The following is a 20,833-nucleotide window of genomic DNA, read 5'->3' on the forward strand; positions in this document are numbered from 1 at the left end:
CCGAATCCAGCGATTACAAATCAGTCTAGGTCTTTATTGGCGTTGATGTTGGTAAATATATCCATCACGCTGTTGCCGTTAGTGGTTTACACAAGCCACTGTTTTATAAATAATTACCTAGCGACAAAACCAAACTCAGTAGCTGATACCTGACCTGAAACAGCATGGTCATATACTTCTGGTCATTGCCCGTTCTGAAGGCATCCTTGTCGGATACCTTCCCAGGCTGGCAATGCGCCGCATCGCCGACTTACACGCCGGTGAAGCCTAAACCGATACCCGCGATGCGGCCATCATCGCTGAAGTGGCCCGTACTTTGCCTCACGCGCTACGCACGCTGAAGCTGGCTGACGAGCAAATCACCGAACTCTCCATGCTCTGCTGCTTCGATGATGATCTCGCCGAACAGACAACACAGGCCAGCAACCGTATCCGCGGCCTGTTGACCCAGATACATCCGGCTCTTGAGCGCGTTCTCGGTCCGCGACTGGATCACCCGGCAGTGACTCCAACGATATCCCTCACCCGAAAAACTCGCTTCACTGGGTGAGAAGAAACTGGCAACGCAGCTCTGCAAACTCGCGCCTCGTCTGGTAAAGCGCCTTGCTGCAGATATCACTCAGGCACTGACACAGCAAAGCGTCGTCGTTCCCGACACGAATGCTGCTGCCGTTGTTCTGCCACGACTGGCACTCGAGCTCATCATGCTGCGTCAGCAAAGAGGCGAGGTGACACTTAAGGTAGAACAACGGGTTCTTGCTCACCCTCTTTACCCGGTCCTGACCAGCATGCCCGGAGCCGGTGTCAGGACCGCAGCCAGACTCCTCACAGAGGTCGCCTGCCGCGCCTTCGACTCTGCGGCAAATCTCGCGGCCTATGCCGGTCTTACGCCGGTAACCCGACGCTCCGGCTCATCCATATGCGGGGAGCATCCCTCTCGGCGGGGTAATAAACGCCTCAAACGGGCGCTGTTCCTGTCGGCCTTCGCGGCACTCAGAGCTCCGATCTCCAGGGCCTACTACACACGAAAATTAGCCAGGGAAAACGACACAACCAGGCACTTATCGCTCTGGCAAAGCGGCGCTGTGACGTCCTGTTCGCCATGATGCGTGGCGGGGCTTTTTATATCCCTGCAGCATCATAAACATGCTTGACAACTTAATAGGCCCCCCATTTATTAAAACCTCCTTGCGTGTGATTTGACGCAACCTGAGCGTGTTATCCCATGATTGTTTAATAAACCCCCACGCTACCGCCCCTAGCATTATTGCAACCAGAGTACAGATTTATATTAAATAAATTTTAAACTTCTCTTATTTACGATAAGCCACATTTATTTTATTACGCAAAACAAGATCATTAAGGTTTCCTACATTTATTTTATTTAATGCCTTATTTTTATGTGTACTTACTGTCTTTATACTAATACCTTTCCAAGTTGCAATTAACCTGGGTGACACGCCTTTAATTAGATTCTTTAAAACATATCTCTCCATTATGGTTAGCAATGGCGGTTTAATGGACATGTTTTTTATTTTTCTGATGATACGTGGGCTGTAATACTCTTCATGCCTCTCAATAGTTAACACTTTAATAAAGGAGGAGATATCATCTTTCGCAGATATGATCTTATTAATATTCAGACTTCTAATAAGTGAAACTAGTTGTATATTAGGATTCGAAATCACTACAATGTTATTTAATTTTGGGAAGTAGTCATTTATAGCATCTAATAATGAAAAATTCTCGGAGTACAATACATCGTAATCAACAATAGCTGTATTTACTTTATCGTTGTCTGACAAAGCTCGTAAAAAATCATTTGATGATCGATATGTTAACACTCTATCTTTTCCAAATACCCCCTCTGCAATGTGCTTTACAGCACATCTAAAGAATACATCCCTGCCTAACACCGCCAATAATTGATCTTTCTCGCTACTTGCCTTACTTATCAATATTGAATCCTCCATGATAGTAGAGCCATCCACACTAACCCTATAGAATATTAGATCTAAATGCCACAAAACTCAATATCCACATTATAATGGATCGCGTTTTGCAAAAAAAACAGGATAAAATCCTGTTTGATTTTAAGAATGTTCTCGTTTTTTTATGCCATCTACTTTTTAACCTTTCTTTTTTAAGTGATAATTCTAATGCCAGTAGTCAGTACGCCTAGCGTTTTCCCCCTCTTCCTCCCCCTCCCCCTTCTCAATATCCTAACAATCAATATTATTTGGGCTGTTTTCGATGACCTTGATTATCTAGAGCAGCCACAAATTTTGCATGAGCCCCCCTTTGGAGTAAGCTTATAATCACATTTCAATCAATATGATAAGGAAGGCAGACAGTGTTTCGGCAGGAAGCGATTAACCATCAAAAAATGAAATGGCGGGGACGGGCATTGCTGTTGCCCGGCATTCCCTTTTGGCTCATGACAGGGCTCTGCCTATTTTTTATCGTTGCATTTCTTACTTTCATTATCGCCGGTACCTACACCCGTCGAGCCAACGTAACCGGCGAGATCACCTCCTACCCGCGTGCTGCCAACGTTTACTCTACCGTCCAGGGGGTGGTGGTAAAACAATTAGTCACTGAAGGCCAGCTCATCACTGCCGGCACCCCTATCTATCAAATTGACGTCAGCAAGAGTACCCGCAGCGGTGTGGTCAGTGACAATCAGCGCCGGGATATAAATAGTCAACAGGCCCGTATTGCACAAATCATCAGTCGTCTGGAGGGCAATAAACGGGCCACCCTCGCAATGTTGGAAAAACAGAAAGCGCAATATACAGCAGCGTTTGAACGCTCCACCGATATCCTTCGCAGGGCTCAGGAAGGGATACGTATTATGAAGGAGAACATGCAGAACTACCGACATTATCAGGCCAAAGGACTGATCAACAAGGATCAACTCACCAATCAGGTTGCGCTGTATTACCAGCAACAAAATAACCTGCTGGGTCTGAGCGGACAGAACGAGCAGAATGCGCTGCAGATCACTGCATTGGAAAGTCAGATCCACACTCAGGCTGCAGAATTTGATAATCAGATTTACCAGATGGAACTGCAACGTTACGAGCTGCAAAAGGAACTGCTGAATATTGATGCAAGCGGGGTGATCATTGTACGCGCATTATCCGAAGGACGCGTTGATTCATTGAGCGTCACCGTTGGTCAGATGGTGAACGTCGGCGACAGCCTGTTGCAAATGCTTCCTGACAAGGTCGACCACTATGCACTGGTGCTCTGGGTGCCTAACGATGCCATCCCCTATATTTCCACTGGCGATAGGGTCAATGTACGCTATGACGCTTTCCCGGCGGAGAAATTCGGTCAGTTCGCCGGAACGGTATCCGTCATATCCAAAGCTCCGGCGTCGCCGCAGGAAATGCAGACTTACCAGGGCGCACCGAAAGCTGCGCTGACTGCCGCCATACCGTATTACAAAGTGATTGTACGACCAGAAAAGCAGGCTATTTCCTACCATGGTAAACGCCTCAGTCTGGAAAACGGTATGAAGGCGCAAAGCACCCTGTTTCTGGAAAAGAGAAAAGTTTATCAATGGATGCTGTCACCTTTCTACGACATGAAACAAAGCGCTACGGGACCGGTGAATGACTAATTTTTCTTTTAAACGCCTGGTTAATCAGCTGGATATACATCTTTTCAAACGAATGCCTTTGGTACATCAAACCGAAGCATCGGAATGCGGTCTAGCTTGCCTGGCGATGATCTGCGGGCACTATGGCAAGAATGTCGATCTGATTGCATTGCGACAACAATTCAATTTGTCAGCGCGCGGCACCACTCTGGCCGGGTTGATTGGTATGGCCGACCAACTTGGGCTATCCACTCGCCCTTTATCCCTGGACATCAATGAACTCGGTGCGCTGAAGATGCCGTGCGTCCTCCACTGGGAGTTCAATCATTTTGTCGTATTGGTAAGCGTTGGACAAAATCGTGTCGTATTGCATGACCCTGCTCGTGGGCGGCGTACTGTCAGCCTGTCAGAATTGTCGGCCAGCTTTACCGGTGTGGCACTTGAAGTCTGGCCGGGCAGTGCGTTTAACGCAAATACTGTTCGCAACACGTTCAGTCTTGGCACGCTGACAGGCAGTGTGCACGGCCTTAAATGGACGCTCGGCAAAATATTTTGGACTGACCCCACGACCGTAGACATATCCTGTCCTCACGACGAGGCCCGTTCAAAGGCCTCCGGACTGACGCCGCCAAGGTGACTGTGACGCCGGGCCCGGTTGTAGAACACTTCAATGTAATCGAAGATATCCGCCCGGGCCAGATCCCGGGTTTTGTATATTCTCTTCCTGATGCGTTCTTTTTTCAGTGAACTGAAGAACGATTCGGCCACCGCATTATCCCAACAGTTGCCACGCCGGCTCATACTGGGTGCCAGGTTATTGGCCCGACAGAACCGTTGCCAGTCGTCGCTGCCGTACTGGCTGCCCTGGTCTGAGTGCACGATGACCTCGCTGTCCGGTTTACGTCGCCAGACCGCCATCATCAGCGCATCCAGTGCCAGTTCGCGTGAGAGGGTCGGCTTCATCGACCAACCCACCACGTTACGGGCAAAGAGGTCGATAACCACCGCCAGATACAACCATCCCTGCCAGGTCCGGATATAAGTGATGTCGGTGACCCAGACCTGATTGGCCCGGACAACGGTAAACTGCCGCTGTACGCGATTAGGAGCAACCACCGAAGGTCGGCCGGCGATACGCCGTGGTGCTTTATAGCCCCGCACGGCTTTAATCCGGTTCAGTTGCATAATACGGCCCACCCGGTTTTTGCCGCAGGTTTCCCCGATTTCGTTCAGATCGCCATGAACCCGCCGGTAACCGTATACGCCTCCGCTCAGTGAATATGAATCACGGATAAGCGTCAGCAGACGCTGGTTATCTTTATCACGCGCCGAGACCGGGTTGTGCAGCCACGCGTAGAACCCGGCCCGGGCGACATGCAGTACCCGACACATCGTCATCACACCCCATACAGTGCGGTGCTCATTGATAAAGCGGTACTTCAGTCGGGCTCCCTTGCAAAGTACCGCGCGGCCTTTTTCAGGATATCCCGTTCTTCTTCGGTACGTTTTAGCTGTGCCCGTAGTTTCAGGATCTCGCTTTTGGCTTCCAGTAAATCCCTAGCATGCTGTTCGCTGTTATCAGGTTTGATAGCCCGTAGCCACTTGTAGAGGCTGTGTGCAGAAACACCCAGACGGTCAGATACTTCGGCAACGGAATAACCGCGTTCCGTTATCTGACGGACGGCTTCTTCCTTAAATTCAGGTGTAAATCGTGGTGTGCCCATACGCTCCTCCTATGCTCAAACTATAGGGCAGGATCGTCTACCGGGGTGGGGTCAGTCCAACTATAGGGCAGGATCGTCTACCGGGGTGGGGTCAGTCCAACTATAGGGCAGGATCGTCTACCGGGGTGGGGTCAGTCCATGTCGCATTTGTCGCTGTTAGGCTGGGAGTACATCAAACTGATAGACGATTATATCTGGAAAAGCAACCGGATACAGGCTTCAGGCAAGTTTCGTCGCCTGAAACCAGCTAAAGTCGAAAGGTAAAAAAATAGCCTTAACGTACAATAATTAATGAGATGGTCACTCCCTCCCTCACAGCTGTATGCTGTGAACAGGCTTAAAATGGAGAACCATCATGGAAAACATTGCGCTCATTGGTATCGATCTGGATAAAAATTCTTTCCACGTCCGTTGTCAGGACCGTCATGGGAAAGCGGTTTACCGTAAAAAGTTTACCCGGCCAAAGCTGATTGAATTTCTGGCAACTTGTCCTGCAACAACCATTGCAATGGAAGCCTGTGGCGGTTCTCACTTCATGGCCCGCAAATTAACTGAGCTGGGACATACTCCAAAACTAATATCTCCACAATTTGTCCGTCCATTCGTTAAAACCAACAAAAATGATTTCTTTGATGCTGAAGCTATCTGTGAGGCCGCATCACGCCCATCAATGCGCTTCGTTCAGCCAAAAACGGAATCTCAGCAGGCCATGCGTGCTTTGCATCGGGTACGAGAATCATTTGTGCAGGATAAGGTTAAAACGACTAATCAGATGCATGCTTTCCTGTTGGAGTTTGGTATCAGCGTTCCGAGGGGACCGACTATTATCAGCCGACTGAGCACTATCCTTGAAGATAATAATTTACCCTTGTATCTCAGTCAGTTATTGCAGAGACTACAGCAACATTACCATTATCTTCTTGAGCAAATAAAGGAGCTGGAAACTCAATTAAAGCAAAAGTTAAACGAAGATGAGGTCGGACAACGTTTACTGACCATTCCCTGTGTGGGAACTCTGACGGCCAGTACTATTTCCACTGAGCTTGGCGATGGGAAACACTACGCCAGCAGTCGAGACTTAGTAGCGGCAACGGGGCTGGTTCCACGTCAGTATAGCTCCGGCGGTCGAACAACTCTGTTGGGTATCAGCAAACGAGGTAACAAAAAGATCCGAACCATGCTTGTTCAGTGCGCCAGAGTGTTCATTCAAAAACTGGAACACCAGAAAGGCAAACTGGCGGACTGGGTCAGGGAATTGCTGTGCAGAAAAAGCAACTTTGTTGTGACCTGTGCACTGGCAAACAAGCTGGCCAGAATAGCCTGGGCGCTTACGACGCGACAAGAGACGTTCGCGTCATAAGTATCTATAGCAATAAATAGCTTAAACAATCACTTATCTGATTTTGCGAATACTGATCATTGATGATACAAACGGCCGACCGGCCTGTTGAAGAACCTGTATATCGGAATGGCTCATCTGAAGCCGTATAATTTTTCTGAGGTTCATCAGGCGCGGAACTCATCGTGGCGCGATTTAGACGCCGGATAGATTTAAGCAAGCCAATGATATCGTCGAAAATCAGTGTTGCAAAAACGGGAGTGACCATAGATTCGATAACCAAACTGACCTCAGTAATATGTTGTGCCCATGGCGATCTTTGGCTAGTTTGGCCGCATGAAACCGAAAAAATGCATCCTGCAGGTACGGCTTTCCGATGAGGAACACGCGCAGCTGCAGCAGCTGGCTGCCGATGCCGATGCCGGTATGACCATGTTCGAGCTGGTGCGTGCCCATATTGGCCGCATCCTGGTACGTAATTGCCAGGACGAACGCGAACGAGTGGCAATGCTCAACCGCATCAACGACAACCTGAACATGATTGCCCGCTGTGTGAACACCTGGCGCATCGGTGCGCTGGCGGTCGAGGCAGTCAGTCACCTGATGGCCATCGAGCGCGCCGTGTTGGAATTGACGAGGGAAAACAAGGAGTAGTGATGAGGAAAATATTGGTTTTACTGGGACTTTCTGTGTTGCTGCTGTCGGGCTGTGTCGCTTCAGATGGACCAACCAAGAGCAGCCCGGAGAAGCATGCCACGCGCTATGCAAATGGTGTAGTTAACGTATTGCCTGTGAGTCGATCTGATGTTTACGAGAATATACTTCCTTTCCTGACAAGTATTTATCACGAGGGTAAAGAAGATCGGGTTGAGGGAATACCTGAGCCACAGGCAAAGGAGAAACGAAACTCTTACTACAGCCCCGTTTTTTTTAAAGGGTATGACAAGCATTATGGTGATGTCGGTATTGATTTGGAAAATAAAGAAAAAGGCATTAATTACAGGCTCAAAGACCTGCTTGCCCGTGAGGCCTCGGCGACCTACTGGGACGGATACATGGGGCGTTGAGCTGATGATTATTGGCTTCTCCCGGAACGGCACCGGCGGGCATGGGCCGGTCGAGTACATCACCAGTCAGGAACGGGCGGGCCGTGAAGCGCACCCGCCGCAAGTCCTGCGCGGCTCTCCAGACAAACCCGCCTGCTGATAGATTTCATGGCGTTCGAGCACCGGTACACCTCCGGGATGCTGTCGTTTGCGCTATCTCCAGCCGGGGAGATGGCCAAACAGACTTTCGATGACCTGCGCAGCGAAGTAAGCGCGAAATACGGCCTAAGCGCCCCCAAAGACCTGTCAAGGGTAAAAGACGTGGCTACGTGTAGTGACGCCTGACCACATCCTGAGAATTGCCGCAGAAGCCCGTAAGGGGTTATCGGGTCGCGCAGGGGAACTTCCCTCCTGCGCGACCCGATAACCCCAACTATAGCATTACGGCCTGCTAATCTTTTCTCACATTATGTAAATGATAACTACTATCATCCATTGATAGTCCATAGATAAGCGCGTAACTTTCTTTATTACTGCATGCATATACAGTACTTATTATTGAAATCAAGAAGGAGTTTAACGATGGCTAAATCAGGATTGGCAGACAGTGACGGCCTTGAATGGAAAAAAATGCTTGAGCTTGGGTATGAATGGAACGGTGAGTCGTGGGGCTGGCCGACAACGGGCGTCGATACGCCGCCCGGCATAGGAGATACGGAACCAGGGATGACTGTTTGGCCTTCAGGGAGTACTCCCCCAAGCGGTTACACCAACCTCAACGGATATGGCACCAACTACGTCGCCGGACGTCCTGACTCATTGGGGGTTGCGGCCAATGCCAAAAAGGCAGCGCAGTTCGAACAGGATCTAATGTTCTTTCAGAACGTGGAATCCGACGCGTCACAGAAACTCGAGGCAGCGAGTCAGCGCATGCGAGTCCTGAGCGATGAGGCCAGCCGCTTAACCGGTGCGGATAAGCTCAGGAAGGAAGCAGAGCAGGCAGTTGCCTCGGTGGATGAAATGGCGCAGGAAATTACGCTTGATGAAGCCAAAGCCAACAAACTGAATGCCGACTTTGAAGTCTCTTTCGCCCGCTGGCGGGAGAATCCGCGTGATGTTCGTCTCGATGGCGACCGGCAGAAACGGCTGATGGACGAGCGTGACGCACTGCGGAACGGTATTCCGGTGAAACAGAGTGAAAAAGACCTGCGCGTGGCCCGCCTCAACAAGCTGATGGCGGACGTTGCGGCGCTGGATGCGTGGCAGGATGTACGAGAGGTGAATGCCGCGCGTGAACTGGAAGACGTTCGCAATCAGGCTAACGCCCTGGAGCAAGAGCGGCAGCGTCTGGAGGGGGAGGTCAGCAGCAAAAACGCTCAAGCCGCCCATGAGCGAGAAGAAGAAGCCAGGAATCTGGCGCTGAAGGAAAAAATTGTTACGCCTGGCGATGCGTTGAGTCTGGAGCAACGCAAGTGGGAAGAAGACCGATGGAACGACGCGCAGAGAAACAAGGCGGAAGCCGAACGGCTCTCGGGAGAAGCGGCAGCCAGTCAGGGCGCACTGAATGATGTGAATCGCCGGTTGGGCGAAGCACGGAGTCAGGAAAGTCAGAAACAGCAACAGCTGAACGATGTTCAGGCGCAAGTGGCGGCGGAAAAGGCCGAAGCGGCTCGACGTCAGGAAGAGCAACGTCAGCGTGAAGAGGCTGCCCGTAAAGCCAGGGAAGAAGCTGAGAAATTAGCTCGAGAGGCAAAAGAAAGGGAGGAGAAAGAAATACAAGATGCTGTTAAATTTACTGCGGATTTTTATAAGGAAGTTTTCAAGGTTTACGGAGAAAAAGCTGAAAAGCTTGCTAAATTATTAGCAGATCAGGCTAAAGGAAAAAACGTTCGCAATGTAAATGATGCGCTGAAAGCCTATGATAAATACAAGGCAAACATTAACAAAAAGATCAATAAAAAAGATCGCGAAGCCATTGCAAAAGCTTTGGAATCGGTTGACGTTAAGCAAGTGGCTAGGAATATAAGTAAATTTGGTAAAGGGTTAGGCTATACTAGCCTTGCTATCGATGCTGCAGAATGGGCCGGAGCTTTAAAAGAGGCAATAGAAACTGATAACTGGCGCCCGTTTTTTGTCAAAACAGAAGCTATTGCGGCAGGCATGGCCGCCTCTGCGGTTACGGGTTTTGCGTTTAGTATTATCCTAGGAGGACCAGTAGGGCTATTGGGCTATAGTCTAATAATGGCAGGAGTTGGTGTGTTAATAGATGATGATGCAATGGAACAAGTGAATAAATTTATCGGCATTTGAGTTGTAATTATAGAAAAGGCTGCTTACTTGCTAAGTAGCCTTTTCATAAAAATAACAAAAACAAATATCGTTATTATTGGCATTGATAATAAAAAAACAGTCCCATAGTAAATCGCTAGTCCGCCCATTTTCCCAGGCGTATCCATAAACAAACCTCTATTCCAAAATTCTTTTGTCGTGAAGGTCAATATAAAACTTTCCACTATCCATTTTGAAACGGGATAAAACACCAATCCAAAAATGCTCACCGACAATAATATATATTTATAATTAAATTCATCTCCCCAAGACAAGTAAAAAAAACATAAAAACATAAAGCATCCAAAAGGCATATTTCGGATATAGTATTTCTTATTCATTTACCCTCCACGGAGCTAGCTATTTAAATTGAACGTCAATGCAATCACCAGAAGTATACTTTCGCTCTATTAAAGTAGTAAACGCCATTCCATCTCCATTAAACACAAAGTGTGGGTTGATATAATAAAACCCTTTTCTGAGGGTCTTTGCAATAATTTTGCTAGTTTCTAGTTCGGGGTGTTACGCCGGAACCCCAAGTAGGGGGCAGTTTGGCCATCATGGATGCCACACTCCAGGGCGTAAAAAACTGCCCACGATGTCTATCACCAAGCTCCAGACTCATGAAAGCCATGCCCAAAAAATCACAAGGTTTAGCGGCCAGTGCTATTCGGACCAGAGCAAGTAGGTGCGCCAGGCGTTCGACATCCTCACGTTCATACCCTTTGATGAGCGACATGTACTGCTTCTCCAGCGCGTCGTCCGGACAAAAGCGGTTGTGTATTGCTATCGCGCTGCACTGAACAAAGTCAGAAAAGACCTTGTACCGGTGATAGTAGCGTGCCGTTTGGCCAAAGAGGCCGATGAATTGGTTTTGTGCTTCAGTAAACGTCAGCATGGTGAACTCCGTTAATAAAGGGAGTTCACCCGCAGTGGGAGAACTCCCCCACGGGAAAAAAAGGCCACCGGGATACCGGTGGCCATACGTTAGTGCTTCAACAAAAGACGGTGATTAGCCGGCGGCTGCATTCGGTGACAACGGCACAGAATCCTTATCGGCGTAGGTCAGGTGGATCACCTCACCAGCCTCAACCTCAGCCGCTATTCGTCCACCGTCGACATGCTCACCACGGTCGTAACGATCGTAGCCACTGCGTTCCGCATCAGGCATAGTCCAGGTATGTTCCACCTGGCAACTGAACCGCTCCGATACGGTCCCGATAACCTCGCCGGCTGGCGGGTACCACGGGGAATCAAAGTGCACTGTCAACGTGTTAATGCCATCCCGTACGCAGCCGACATGATGGCCTGCCGGCCATTCGACGCCGTACTGTCGACCATAGAGCTCGACAGTGGTCGGCACATCACGCAGCAGTCCACCAGAGCCATTCAGTTCGGTCGCCAGACGCGTCGGGATCAGCATCAGCATATCGCACGGTGCGGTATATTCAGGCATCATCCCCAAACGTTCCCAGCAGATGCCGGCATCGATATCAGGGCTAACCCCCACCAGGCCGAACCAGTCCGCATACTGACGCGACAGTACATCCACCATATGCGCCTTCGCGACGTTGGGGATGTTCTCCCATTTCACCGCATCGATACCCGACTGGCGGTAGAGTCGCTCTATCAGGCGAATGTTCTCACCCGTTAACGGTACATCTGCCTTCAGCAACCCGAACCAGTGTTCAAAGGCCAGATTCTGAGGCGATGCAATCCCCAGCTGCGTTAACAGTGCCGGGTAAGGCACGTAAACACCGGGTTTTGTCGTCGCCGGCTTCAGTATGCCGGCACACCCGGCCAGGAACAGCCGGCAGCTTTGTTGGACAGCATGACGGTAGTCAGGAACAACATGGCCATTGACCCATTGCTGCAGTTCATCAACAAAAACGGATTGGCCAGTGATCACTAAACGGTTATTGTACCAGTTCGACATGGTCGTTCTCCTCTTCTTACAAGAAAAAAGAGGGAGCTTTCCCCAGCGGGGGAAAGTCTCCCCCGTTGGGTTAGGTGTTACCTCATGATGGCCAGGACGCTGATCCTGTCCTTAGTGGGCTTGCTCGCCATAGTGAGCCCGGTATACCTGATGTTCGTCGCCATTAGCGACCAATCCCAGCTGTACCAATATTCCGCGCTCCCACGAGCCCGGACGTCGGCTACCATCGGCAATACTCGCCAGAATGTAATGGATCAGGCCCTCGACATTCTCAAGCTGAACAACGGCGCCACAGGTCTGCTGAAGCTTCAGCATGTAGGCCAGCTCGCTGGCAATCTCAGGATCAACGGTTATCTGCAGCCCCTTGTTGGTGGCTTTAGTCATCGGTTATCTCCTGTTCTGTTTCACCGATCACGCCCAGCTCTTCCACCTGGCGCAGATACGGTGATGATGAGGTAAAGGGATTGGCGCCGAGTCGTACCAGGTGGTATTTATCCACCAGGTTGTTGATCGCCTCAAACGGCCGTACTCCCGCTTCCTGTAAAGCCATCACGCACTCCGCTTCACACAGATCGGTATCGTTTAACGCCAGGCCAAAATATTTGGCCAGTAACCTGCCGGCAATGGTCTGCCAGTAATGTTGTTCAATCGTCATCACCAGACTCCTCATGCCGCAACGGCTGGATCGGTTGTCACCGGGTCCGCCAGAGGCTTCAGCAAAAATTCTGATGCCTCACGGGCCTGTTTGGCCGCACGAAACAGCGCGCGCTTATCTTCACGCAACACCCTGAGCCAGTGCTCAAGGTAGCTGTCGTGCTGGATGTCACCAAAGACGCCAAGCTGCGCGCACATAAAGGCGCTGCCAAGCTCCGCCACCAGTTCCTCGAACGCATACACCGGGTCGCCGAACCGACGGGAGGAAGACATTATACCCTCACGGTTGAGCCGTGTTGCATGACCGGTGCTGTGCACCAGCTCATGCAACAACGTCGACCAGTAATCCGCCTCAGTCCGAAATTGCTGAGCCTGTGGCAGGACAATCTGGTCCCGGAGCGGGGAGTAAAACGCCCTGTCCTGGTAAACCTGTTCAACCCGAACGCCGCAGGCCTCAACGAGGGTGTTAACCTGAGCCTGCTTTTTCGCATCAACCAACGCATCACCCTCATCCGTCTCGGTTGTCGGCATAACGCCGACAACGGTCTCGGGGAGGTTGTCGCATTGGGCAACGTTAAACAGGTACAGCGGCTTCAGCATGGGTATTCGCATTTTCAGCGGTTTCCCCTCTTCGTCAAACAGCTGCCGGCCATCAGCATCCTCCACCTGCTTGTCCCAGGGTTTGAATACCACAGCCAGGGTTGCCGTTTCGCCGGCACGTACATGGCCACCGACGGCTTCCGCCTGCTTATAAGTCAGCCAGCGATTGGAGTGAAAACCGCGCTCTTCCGCAGCTATCCATAACAGCAGCACATTCACGCCGCTGTAGTGGTACCCCGTCGTGCCGTTCTGCGGCATGACAGACCCGGTATAAATCCGGTTCCGGTCAGTCCGCCAGGGCTTGCGCCAGGGTAAGGTGCCACGCTCGATGGCACCAATGATGTTGTCCGTGACCTGTTGGTACAGGTCTGGTCGTTCGCGACGGGCTTTTGCCGACCGGCGTGATGGTAATGTTTTCTTCATGGAATGCTCCTCAATGAAAAAGGCGCATTCTTCCCCTGGCGGCGAAGAATACGCCCCAGGGGACAGGAAAAGTGGTTAGAGAGCAGGGTAACGCAGCGCCCCTTTCGGATTCACTGTGTCAACACGCTGTTTCAGCCGTTCGAACAGAGCCAGGTAATCAGCCCGATCGGCGGGCTTTGCCCGTTTGCAATCGGTATGACAGGCCGTGGCCAGCAGGTTGATGGCCCGCTCACGCCAGTGTTTAAACTCATCCTGGCTGACGCAGACCGAGTAATGGACCTCGGCCAGCTGCAGCATGCGCGCGGTCACCCGCCGATAATCGGCGACACACACCCAGTTAACCGTGGCAACGTGCATATAGACCGTTTCGGGTAACAGATGTATCCAGAGCTCATGGCCTTGCGACAGTATTCGCTCGATACAACTGTCGTTCAGCACCAGCTCCTCGCCAAAGTCGTCGCCGCCGGCAAGCTGCCGGGACGTTTCATACCAGGCCTCATCCTTGTCAGGATGACACCCGTCGGCATACGCCAGGTGTTTGATACGGCCGGTGGCGTTTCGTTCGCCCACGGCCGGCATCAGATAGACGCCATTATCCTTGGCCAACACCAGCGCACACTGATTGGCGCGTACTTCAGCCACCACGGCGCGCAGTTCTGCAGGGTTAAAATGCAACATGATAAGTCTCCTGAGTTGCGGAGACGGACTTCCCCGGGAGGAAAAGCCCCTCCAGGGAAATGAAACGTTATGGCCAGTGGGAGGTGTTACCACGAAGCCCGGAAGTAAAGGTGGTCCCGACTGAAATCAAAACCGGCAAGCACGTTGTTAACGTACGCCTTCAGCAAATCGACTTGCGTCCAGTAAATACCGCCGTAGTCACGAGATTCAGAAGGAAACTCATCATGGCAGTTCGCTTCATTCAGCCGCGACAGACACAAATCCAGCATCTGGACGTCGTTACGGTCGAACGCCATCAGCTCACCGCTTTTGACATCCCCGACACTGTTGGCCACCCAATGCATCAACGCAGTAAACCCGCGAAAATGACAGGTGTGAACCAGCAGCGGCGGATGGTAGTGGTTACACGTATTGTGGTTGTATATTCGCGGCGCCTGCACGCAATCACCGCCGTCCTCCAGCCACGCTGGTGAACACGGCACCCAGTCGCCGACGGGTGTCCAGTCGCCGTTTACCGGCAACTTCGGATAGTCAGCCTTACGCTGACGGAAAAAGTTGATATCAAGTCCCATGGGTCACTCCTCTCGGTATACGGACAGGAGCTCCCCTGCAGGGAGGCCCTGCCGGGTGAATTAAAAATCGCGACTATGCCGCCGAATGCGCCTGATTCAGACGCACCGCCAGCACTTCATCCATGCCGACAATAACGCGCCAGCGACAAAGCAGTTCATCGGGATCATCGTTGTGACTGTTATACCCTTCCAAATGGTAAAGAATAGAGTCATCAGCCAGTGCCGCCTCATCCACTTCACCCGGAGCAAGAAGTTCTGGGCGTTTAAGGTGGTGGCGCAACCAGAGTAGTGGCAACTCCCATCCTGGATTTTTGGAAAGTCTGGAGTCGTTCCGCTCTATCCGTACAGAGCCAGGGCACAGGTTATGAATCAGTATCAGAACCAGTCGGTGAAAAAAATCAGGGTGCTGAAAGAACCCCATACGTTCTTTGACGTAAGGCACCTGTTGCATCGGGATATTTTCCTCTGATCCCGGTGATACACGTAAACCGGCCGTTTCGAAGATCATACCATCAAACAGCTGACCGGCTTCCGTGATACCTTCTGGCCGGGCCTCTTCCGGCAACAGCCAGAACACCTCGGTCACCGCCAGGGTGAAATCAATCCACGCGTCCTGGGACGGTGGTGCGACAAAATACACGTTCATACTCACGATAAATCCTCCGGTAACAAAAAATTTGGGGGGGATTTATCCCCCGGACGGGAATAAATCCCCGTCAGGGTGTGTGTCTGTCAGGCTGTCGTGCCGATCACCAAACCTCGAGCTCGCCAATCGCAATGTCGGCTTCGACATAGCGCTTGCCTTGCTCCACGGCCTGCGCCCAATAAGACGCGTGAATATCTGCGCTCAGTGTATCCAGGTGAGCCATAAGTGCTTGCCCGTTAGCGGAAAGCGTCGATATATAGCCGTACTGCATGACCAGCAGGAAACCACCAAAGGCCTCTCCCGCATTGATAACGGCATTTTCCACATCATTCAGCTCAGAGGGGTCTTCACGTTCAAGACCCAGTCCCAGACGCTGGCAAGCCCGTATACTCATGAGCTTACCTTCAACCAGGCAAAGGAAATGAAACGCATCAAGCGCGGTTTTCACGTCAAGTACGTTGGGTAACTGGGTATGCATCGATAAATCCTCCACAAAAAGAAAAGCGGGATTTATCCCCATAACGGGTGTAAATCCCCGTCAGGGTATGAAGTGGGTAAACCGACCGCTCTAAAAGCGGTAACGCAGTCTGGCCAAATGCTCAGCATGTTGGCTGGCGAGTCGGTACGCTTTTCTGCGCTCGGTATGCTTGCAAGACAGCACAACATGGGTGCTTGCGTAGGTATATTCGCCTTTGTACCAACCTTTGCGCAGCGTCAGTAACGCGCTGACCGAACCCTCATCACTGCAGATAACATGCGCGCGAACGGCAAAATTACCGGCTGCATTGACGTACCAGTCAGTAAAACGCGGCGGCGCCATGCGAAAAGGTATTCGCTGGACAGCCGATTTGACACGGTGCAGGGTTGAGAAGAAATCAGGAACAACTGAAGAAGTAAAAACAGACATGGTGTTTCTCCTGTAAAAAAGGGAAACACCGCTCCCAGGGGAAAGGTATTTCCCCGGGGGATCAGATTGCAGCAACCGCAGTCGTTATGACATCGGTCAATACCTTCATCACCGTTAAGTGATCCCTGTTCTCAAAGGTTAAACAGGGTTACCGCCACTGGGGCTTCCTCTTTCAGGCTACGAGGATATTCGCAGTCGCCCGAAGGCGTTTCTCACAGACCGCTGAAACTTTGGTTGGCACTCACCCGAAGGCGCTTCTCACAGAGTGCTGAAGCATTGGCTGGTTGTCCGAAGACAACGAGTAAGCATGTTTATTTTCCGAGCAAATCGCTGCTCTGTCAATAGGCCATACGCACCTGTTTTTGGATTAATATTTCCTATTATCCTAATAACGTAACATCTCAGTACCATTATCATTTTTAGGTCGCAGCCCTGTGAGAGCTGCGACCTTATGTACGATAAATCATATTCACGTATACCGTTGAGAAAATTTTAAATTAATAAAATCCCGCACACTGAATGCGATTAATCCGTTACTCCACATCACCTTTGAAATAGACTCGCTTAATATAACGCCCTCGGCCATCACCATGGCCCAAATCCATCGATACCAATGCCTCTGCTTCTACGCGACTCATTCCATTTTTAACATGATGAGTCACCGCATCGCGTGAATACGCGTATCGCAAACTATGGGGAGCATCTTTCCCTGTCATTCCTGCCTCACGAACAATATTTCGATAACGTTCTATTGCTGTATGCAATGAAGGCTTATCAATCAGTTTCCCATTGTGATCATCACAATGTTTTATTGCCGCCTCTAAAATAGATAAAACCTTCTCACGATTAAAAATGGTCGTATCGCGAGGACGACCGCCTTTCGTGCCAAACACAACCCGAACACGCTCGTCTCCATTAATTAAAGCCTGCCGCCATGTTTTTAATGACTTTGCTGACTGAACAGTTTCTTCCGTTCGCAAACCTAAATAGCGAGACAACTGAACACCCAATGCTACCCCTGCATCTTTTTTTAAGACGTGATTGATGACAGCAGTTAACTTTTCATCCGAAATAGGGGTTTTTGTTCCATCACGGTTAGCACCTGAAATCCCTAAAGCCTGGTTACTCAATTTCTCATGGTTGGGATCAGCCAGTTTATTCCGACCCGCAGCTGACATGATTGAGCGCACAGCTGCCATCTCGTTTTGCAATGTGCGAAGCGATATATTTTCAGCCAGCCGGCTATGAATATATTTTTCGATATGGGTCGTCTTGATGTGTTTTACATCACGAATTTGAATATTTAATTTTGCCAGACTTTCAGAAAAACGGTCTGCAATTCTGGAACGGTCAGCAACGGTTTTAAAACTCCCTCGTCCCTGACGAGCTAGCGTGACAAGTTGTTTTCCCAGCTGTTTACCGAATCTGGACATCTTAACATCTCCAATGGGATACACGTCCATCTGCTTTAAAAGAAGCAGACGGATCGGTACCCCAGTAATTTCAACCCCGACGACACGGTTGCTTTTGCGCTTCCTGCGTCTCGACTGGTATCTGTGCATCGGGGCGGCGAAATGTTGAGTTCTTGCGAGGCACCCCAGATCTCTGATCCGTTTGCTGCTAATGCAGAGCTGACTTTCGTCAAGCTGCCTCCAACACTACTGTTCGTAGTGTCGCCATCGATACCGAGTCGATTTCTTCCTTTTAGATAGTGAAACGTTCAAGACGATGTTTTCCGTCGTTATTACGTTGAAGTGAATAAGTGTTTAAAACCGTACTGACACAGACTACATGTTGGTCAGATGGTAGTTAAACGTTGAAAGCCACGTCGTACGTGGGTTGAGACGTTATGCGCTACGCGCGTCACTTGGTAGTGTCTTCGCCACTTCACAAGTGACGCGCGCTCCTCTGCTCCTAATGAGACTCACGTAAGCGGCCAAATGTACCAAATGGCCTTATACGTGCGTTCAAAAGTCGCATCGTCAGCAACACGTCGAAAAAGATAAAATAATCAGAACGTTGAAGCGTAAAACCTCGCCTTGGCGAGTTTTGTAGCTGAAAGACATAACACATACGTTATTGGTGAAAGGAACCGTACCAGGACTGGCGCGGTTGAGTCGTTAATGAACCTTCATCACAGTCGTGATCTCCGTTCTCAAAGGGTAAACGGAGGTACCGCCACATGGGCATCCTCTTCCAGGCTACGAGGATATTGTGACCACCCGAAGGCGTTTCTCACAGGTCACATGAAACATTGGCTGGCACTCACCCTAAGGCGCCTCTCACGGAGTGCTGAGGCATTGGCTGGTCGTCATAGAGACGACGGTACAACATGGCTACCTTAAACGATAATAGCAAGATGCGTCAATATATGGTTTATCATCGAGCAGGGCAAGATCGTACTTTGAGTGAACTTAATCGTGTTCAGGTGATCAGAAACTATCCCAATAAATGAAAGAGATAGCGGCATGTGCTTTATCGATCACTTCAGTGAGCTGGATGACCTACGCAAAAACATCAACATCAGGTACGACTTCCTGGACATTGTTTTTCTTACCGTTTGTGCCGTGGTCTCTGGCGCTGAAGGCTGGAAAGATATCAAACAATTTGGCGATGAGAAAATCGAATGGTTGCGGCAGTACAGAACTTACCCGCATGGTATCCCGGTCGACGATACGATAGCCCGGCTTATCAGGGCGATAGAGCCGGAAAAAATGAACCAGGCGTTTATTAACTGGGTGAATGAGGTTCGCCAGGAACAGGGGCATGAGCAGATTGCCATTGATGGCAAGACGCTACGCCACTCATATCAGGGTGATCACGGTTCTGCTCTGCACAGCATTACGGCATGGAGCAAGCAGCAGGGGCTGATACTGGCCCAGACGAAGTCGTTGGGTAAAAAGAACGAGAATGCTTCAGTGCTTGTTTTGCTGGATACGCTGAACATCAATGGTGCGCTAATCAGCGTTGACGCCATGAATACGCAAAAAAAGATAGCCGATAAAATTATTGGCAGAGGGGTGGATTATGTTCTGTGCGTAAAAAATAACCACAAAGAGTTACGCAACGAAATTGCCGCTTACTTCACTAAAGTCAGCCGCGACAACCCGGAATACCTGGCTCGGTTTGAAGAAATCGATGCGGGGCACGGGCGAACAGAAATCAGGCGTTACCGGCAGTTACGAGTCAATGAATGGATCACGGAAAGTGCTCACTGGCGGGGATTGCAGACAGTGATAGAAGTTGAACGTGAACGGCATACCGGTAAAACAGAGCCGCTGTCCTGTGAGAAACAGTATTATATAAGTTCACTTCCGCCGGATGTAGAGCGAATAGCCGGAGCCATCCGCAGCCACTGGGAAGTAGAGAACAAAGCACACTGGGTACTTGATGTAACGTTTAACGAAGATGACAGTCGCATCAGAGCCGGAGACGGAGCCGAAAATGTGGCCGTGATAAGGCGGTTCGCGCTGAATCTCGCGAGGCTCCATCCTCAAAAAGACAGTATGCGCAGTAAGCTAAAACAGGCTGGCTGGAGTGATAAGTTCAGGAGCGAAATCATCTTTGGTTAAAATAAAACCAAAGTATGCGTTTGCCCTGTATCATCGAGTATATAAACTTACAAATAGCTGAATTTTAATCACCGGGTCGGCGTCACTTGGCCTCTATCCTGTTGAGTTATTTCCCAAAAACATGATTGCCGCAAAAATTCTCAATGCACAAATGAAGCCACTTGCTAACCTTATACACAGGAGTAACAACACAGAGGGAAGAGGAATGAATACTAGAACAAATTCGCGAAGAAAAACCGGCTTAACCATTAAATATAGAACACAATTAGACACAGCTTCAAAAGCAGTAACATTAATGACGTTCACTTCAACCGTTTATGGCTCAATGCTTTTGTTTTTCTTCTCGATAAAACATAACATCAATTTTATCGACCTTATATCTCCAGGCATACTAATTAGTGCTGGCACCCTAGCTCTTTTCATGTTGACTTTAATTTTCACACTCATGATCGCCATTTTATATGTAAACAAAGAGTCGATTCAAAATTCATTTCTTTGCCTCATCTACATAAACCCCTGCAAAAAAAATACACAAATACAAAAAAACAATCATGGCATTCTTTAACTTATTAATTTGCCTGTGGCCCTTCATTCTTATCAAAGCCAGCTCCGTAAACATAGTATTCATCTACTTAATAGTAATAACAGGCATAGCGCTCACCCTATCAATAGCAACCTCACATACATGCTCCATCAGCAGGGTAACAAATAACCCACCTATAAAAATCAGAACAGTAAGCATTAAAACAGCAACACTCTTTGTAAGAGCACTGCTATGCTTAACAATTCCAGTCATAGAAC

Annotated in this window: 21 protein-coding genes and 2 pseudogenes; 8 read left to right on the forward strand and 15 right to left on the reverse strand. The window is 49.8% G+C overall.

Annotated elements, in window-relative coordinates:
• Positions 1-35: 35 nt before the first annotated feature.
• A pseudogene (locus FHU12_RS20210) lies at positions 36-1,144 on the forward strand (IS110 family RNA-guided transposase).
• 169 nt (positions 1,145-1,313) lie between these two features.
• Here FHU12_RS20210 and FHU12_RS20215 read toward each other — a convergent pair.
• Positions 1,314-1,991, reverse strand: coding sequence for a LuxR C-terminal-related transcriptional regulator (locus FHU12_RS20215; RefSeq protein WP_141971401.1), 678 nt, complete (start codon positions 1,989-1,991; stop codon positions 1,314-1,316).
• A 362-nt stretch (positions 1,992-2,353) separates the two neighbouring features.
• Between FHU12_RS20215 and FHU12_RS20220 the strand changes: the two genes are divergently transcribed.
• Together FHU12_RS20220 and FHU12_RS20225 are read left to right on the forward strand one after the other, a co-directional pair.
• Positions 2,354-3,628 carry an HlyD family secretion protein gene (locus FHU12_RS20220; protein WP_141971403.1) on the forward strand — a complete coding sequence of 425 codons (1,275 nt, stop codon included), beginning with the start codon at positions 2,354-2,356 and terminating at the stop codon, positions 3,626-3,628.
• Positions 3,621-4,160: pseudogene (locus FHU12_RS20225) on the forward strand (cysteine peptidase family C39 domain-containing protein); the annotation flags it as partial. The gene FHU12_RS20220 and the pseudogene FHU12_RS20225, both read left to right, overlap by 8 nt.
• Before the next feature lie 35 nt (positions 4,161-4,195).
• Here FHU12_RS20225 and FHU12_RS20230 read toward each other — a convergent pair.
• Positions 4,196-5,331 (reverse strand): IS3 family transposase gene (locus FHU12_RS20230; protein ID WP_221627855.1). Its coding sequence is split into 2 segments (ribosomal slippage): positions 4,196-5,085 and positions 5,085-5,331, totalling 1,137 coding nucleotides; the frame shifts between segments, so codons are not numbered across the junction.
• Positions 5,332-5,686: 355 nt separating this feature from the next.
• On the opposite strand from FHU12_RS20230, the gene FHU12_RS20240 reads away from it, so the two are divergent.
• The 4 genes from FHU12_RS20240 to FHU12_RS27465 all read left to right on the forward strand — a co-directional run bounded on the left by FHU12_RS20240 (position 5,687) and on the right by FHU12_RS27465 (position 10,026).
• Positions 5,687-6,691 (forward strand): IS110 family RNA-guided transposase, encoded by a 1,005-nt coding sequence (locus tag FHU12_RS20240; protein WP_141971407.1) that lies wholly within the window; start codon positions 5,687-5,689, stop codon positions 6,689-6,691.
• A gap of 315 nt (positions 6,692-7,006) precedes the next feature.
• Complete coding sequence (locus FHU12_RS20250; RefSeq protein WP_141971411.1) at positions 7,007-7,324, forward strand: plasmid mobilization protein; 318 nt, start codon at positions 7,007-7,009, stop codon at positions 7,322-7,324.
• Between the two features lie 2 nt (positions 7,325-7,326).
• Complete coding sequence (locus FHU12_RS20255) at positions 7,327-7,737, forward strand: Exc2 family lipoprotein (protein ID WP_141971413.1); 411 nt, start codon at positions 7,327-7,329, stop codon at positions 7,735-7,737.
• A 561-nt stretch (positions 7,738-8,298) separates the two neighbouring features.
• Complete coding sequence (locus tag FHU12_RS27465; RefSeq protein ID WP_260440747.1) at positions 8,299-10,026, forward strand: colicin-like pore-forming protein; 1,728 nt, start codon at positions 8,299-8,301, stop codon at positions 10,024-10,026.
• Positions 10,027-10,049: 23 nt separating this feature from the next.
• On the opposite strand, the gene FHU12_RS20265 is transcribed toward FHU12_RS27465, so the two are convergent.
• From FHU12_RS20265 to FHU12_RS20320, 12 genes are all read right to left on the reverse strand, one after another.
• Positions 10,050-10,385: a colicin E1 family microcin immunity protein gene (locus tag FHU12_RS20265; protein WP_141971414.1), complete on the reverse strand. Its 336-nt coding sequence runs from the start codon at positions 10,383-10,385 to the stop codon at positions 10,050-10,052.
• Between the two features lie 161 nt (positions 10,386-10,546).
• Positions 10,547-10,942 carry a hypothetical protein gene (locus tag FHU12_RS20270; RefSeq protein ID WP_260440748.1) on the reverse strand — a complete coding sequence of 132 codons (396 nt, stop codon included), beginning with the start codon at positions 10,940-10,942 and terminating at the stop codon, positions 10,547-10,549.
• Between the two features lie 114 nt (positions 10,943-11,056).
• A complete protein-coding gene (locus tag FHU12_RS20275) occupies positions 11,057-11,980 on the reverse strand; it encodes a DUF1281 domain-containing protein (protein WP_141971416.1) in 924 nt (307 codons plus the stop codon).
• Between the two features lie 111 nt (positions 11,981-12,091).
• The gene (locus FHU12_RS20280; protein ID WP_141971418.1) at positions 12,092-12,364 is read right to left on the reverse strand and encodes a hypothetical protein; all 273 of its coding nucleotides are present in this window, start codon (positions 12,362-12,364) and stop codon (positions 12,092-12,094) included.
• A complete protein-coding gene (locus tag FHU12_RS20285) occupies positions 12,357-12,635 on the reverse strand; it encodes a TA system toxin CbtA family protein (RefSeq protein WP_141971420.1) in 279 nt (92 codons plus the stop codon). The genes FHU12_RS20280 and FHU12_RS20285 overlap by 8 nt, the downstream gene beginning before the upstream one ends.
• An 11-nt stretch (positions 12,636-12,646) precedes the next feature.
• Entirely contained in the window at positions 12,647-13,657 is a 1,011-nt protein-coding gene (locus FHU12_RS20290; RefSeq protein ID WP_141971422.1) for an ArdC family protein, read from the reverse strand.
• A gap of 75 nt (positions 13,658-13,732) precedes the next feature.
• Complete coding sequence (locus FHU12_RS20295) at positions 13,733-14,335, reverse strand: DUF3085 domain-containing protein (protein ID WP_100395943.1); 603 nt, start codon at positions 14,333-14,335, stop codon at positions 13,733-13,735.
• Between the two features lie 86 nt (positions 14,336-14,421).
• A complete protein-coding gene (locus FHU12_RS20300; protein ID WP_141971424.1) occupies positions 14,422-14,907 on the reverse strand; it encodes a hypothetical protein in 486 nt (161 codons plus the stop codon).
• A 73-nt stretch (positions 14,908-14,980) separates the two neighbouring features.
• The gene (locus FHU12_RS20305; protein WP_141971426.1) at positions 14,981-15,559 is read right to left on the reverse strand and encodes a hypothetical protein; all 579 of its coding nucleotides are present in this window, start codon (positions 15,557-15,559) and stop codon (positions 14,981-14,983) included.
• Between the two features lie 97 nt (positions 15,560-15,656).
• The gene (locus FHU12_RS20310; protein WP_141971428.1) at positions 15,657-16,031 is read right to left on the reverse strand and encodes a hypothetical protein; all 375 of its coding nucleotides are present in this window, start codon (positions 16,029-16,031) and stop codon (positions 15,657-15,659) included.
• Positions 16,032-16,121: 90 nt separating this feature from the next.
• The gene (locus FHU12_RS20315; protein ID WP_141971430.1) at positions 16,122-16,460 is read right to left on the reverse strand and encodes a hypothetical protein; all 339 of its coding nucleotides are present in this window, start codon (positions 16,458-16,460) and stop codon (positions 16,122-16,124) included.
• Between the two features lie 533 nt (positions 16,461-16,993).
• Complete coding sequence (locus FHU12_RS20320; RefSeq protein WP_141971432.1) at positions 16,994-17,893, reverse strand: integrase domain-containing protein; 900 nt, start codon at positions 17,891-17,893, stop codon at positions 16,994-16,996.
• Between the two features lie 1,035 nt (positions 17,894-18,928).
• On the opposite strand from FHU12_RS20320, the gene FHU12_RS20325 reads away from it, so the two are divergent.
• Positions 18,929-20,032 (forward strand): ISAs1 family transposase, encoded by a 1,104-nt coding sequence (locus FHU12_RS20325; protein ID WP_141971434.1) that lies wholly within the window; start codon positions 18,929-18,931, stop codon positions 20,030-20,032.
• A gap of 628 nt (positions 20,033-20,660) precedes the next feature.
• On the opposite strand, the gene FHU12_RS27205 is transcribed toward FHU12_RS20325, so the two are convergent.
• The gene (locus FHU12_RS27205; RefSeq protein WP_185742331.1) at positions 20,661-20,828 is read right to left on the reverse strand and encodes a hypothetical protein; all 168 of its coding nucleotides are present in this window, start codon (positions 20,826-20,828) and stop codon (positions 20,661-20,663) included.
• Positions 20,829-20,833: the final 5 nt, after the last annotated feature.

Origin of the sequence: Serratia marcescens (genome assembly GCF_006715005.1) — a bacterium.
Classification (GTDB): Bacteria; Pseudomonadota; Gammaproteobacteria; order Enterobacterales; family Enterobacteriaceae; genus Serratia; species Serratia montpellierensis.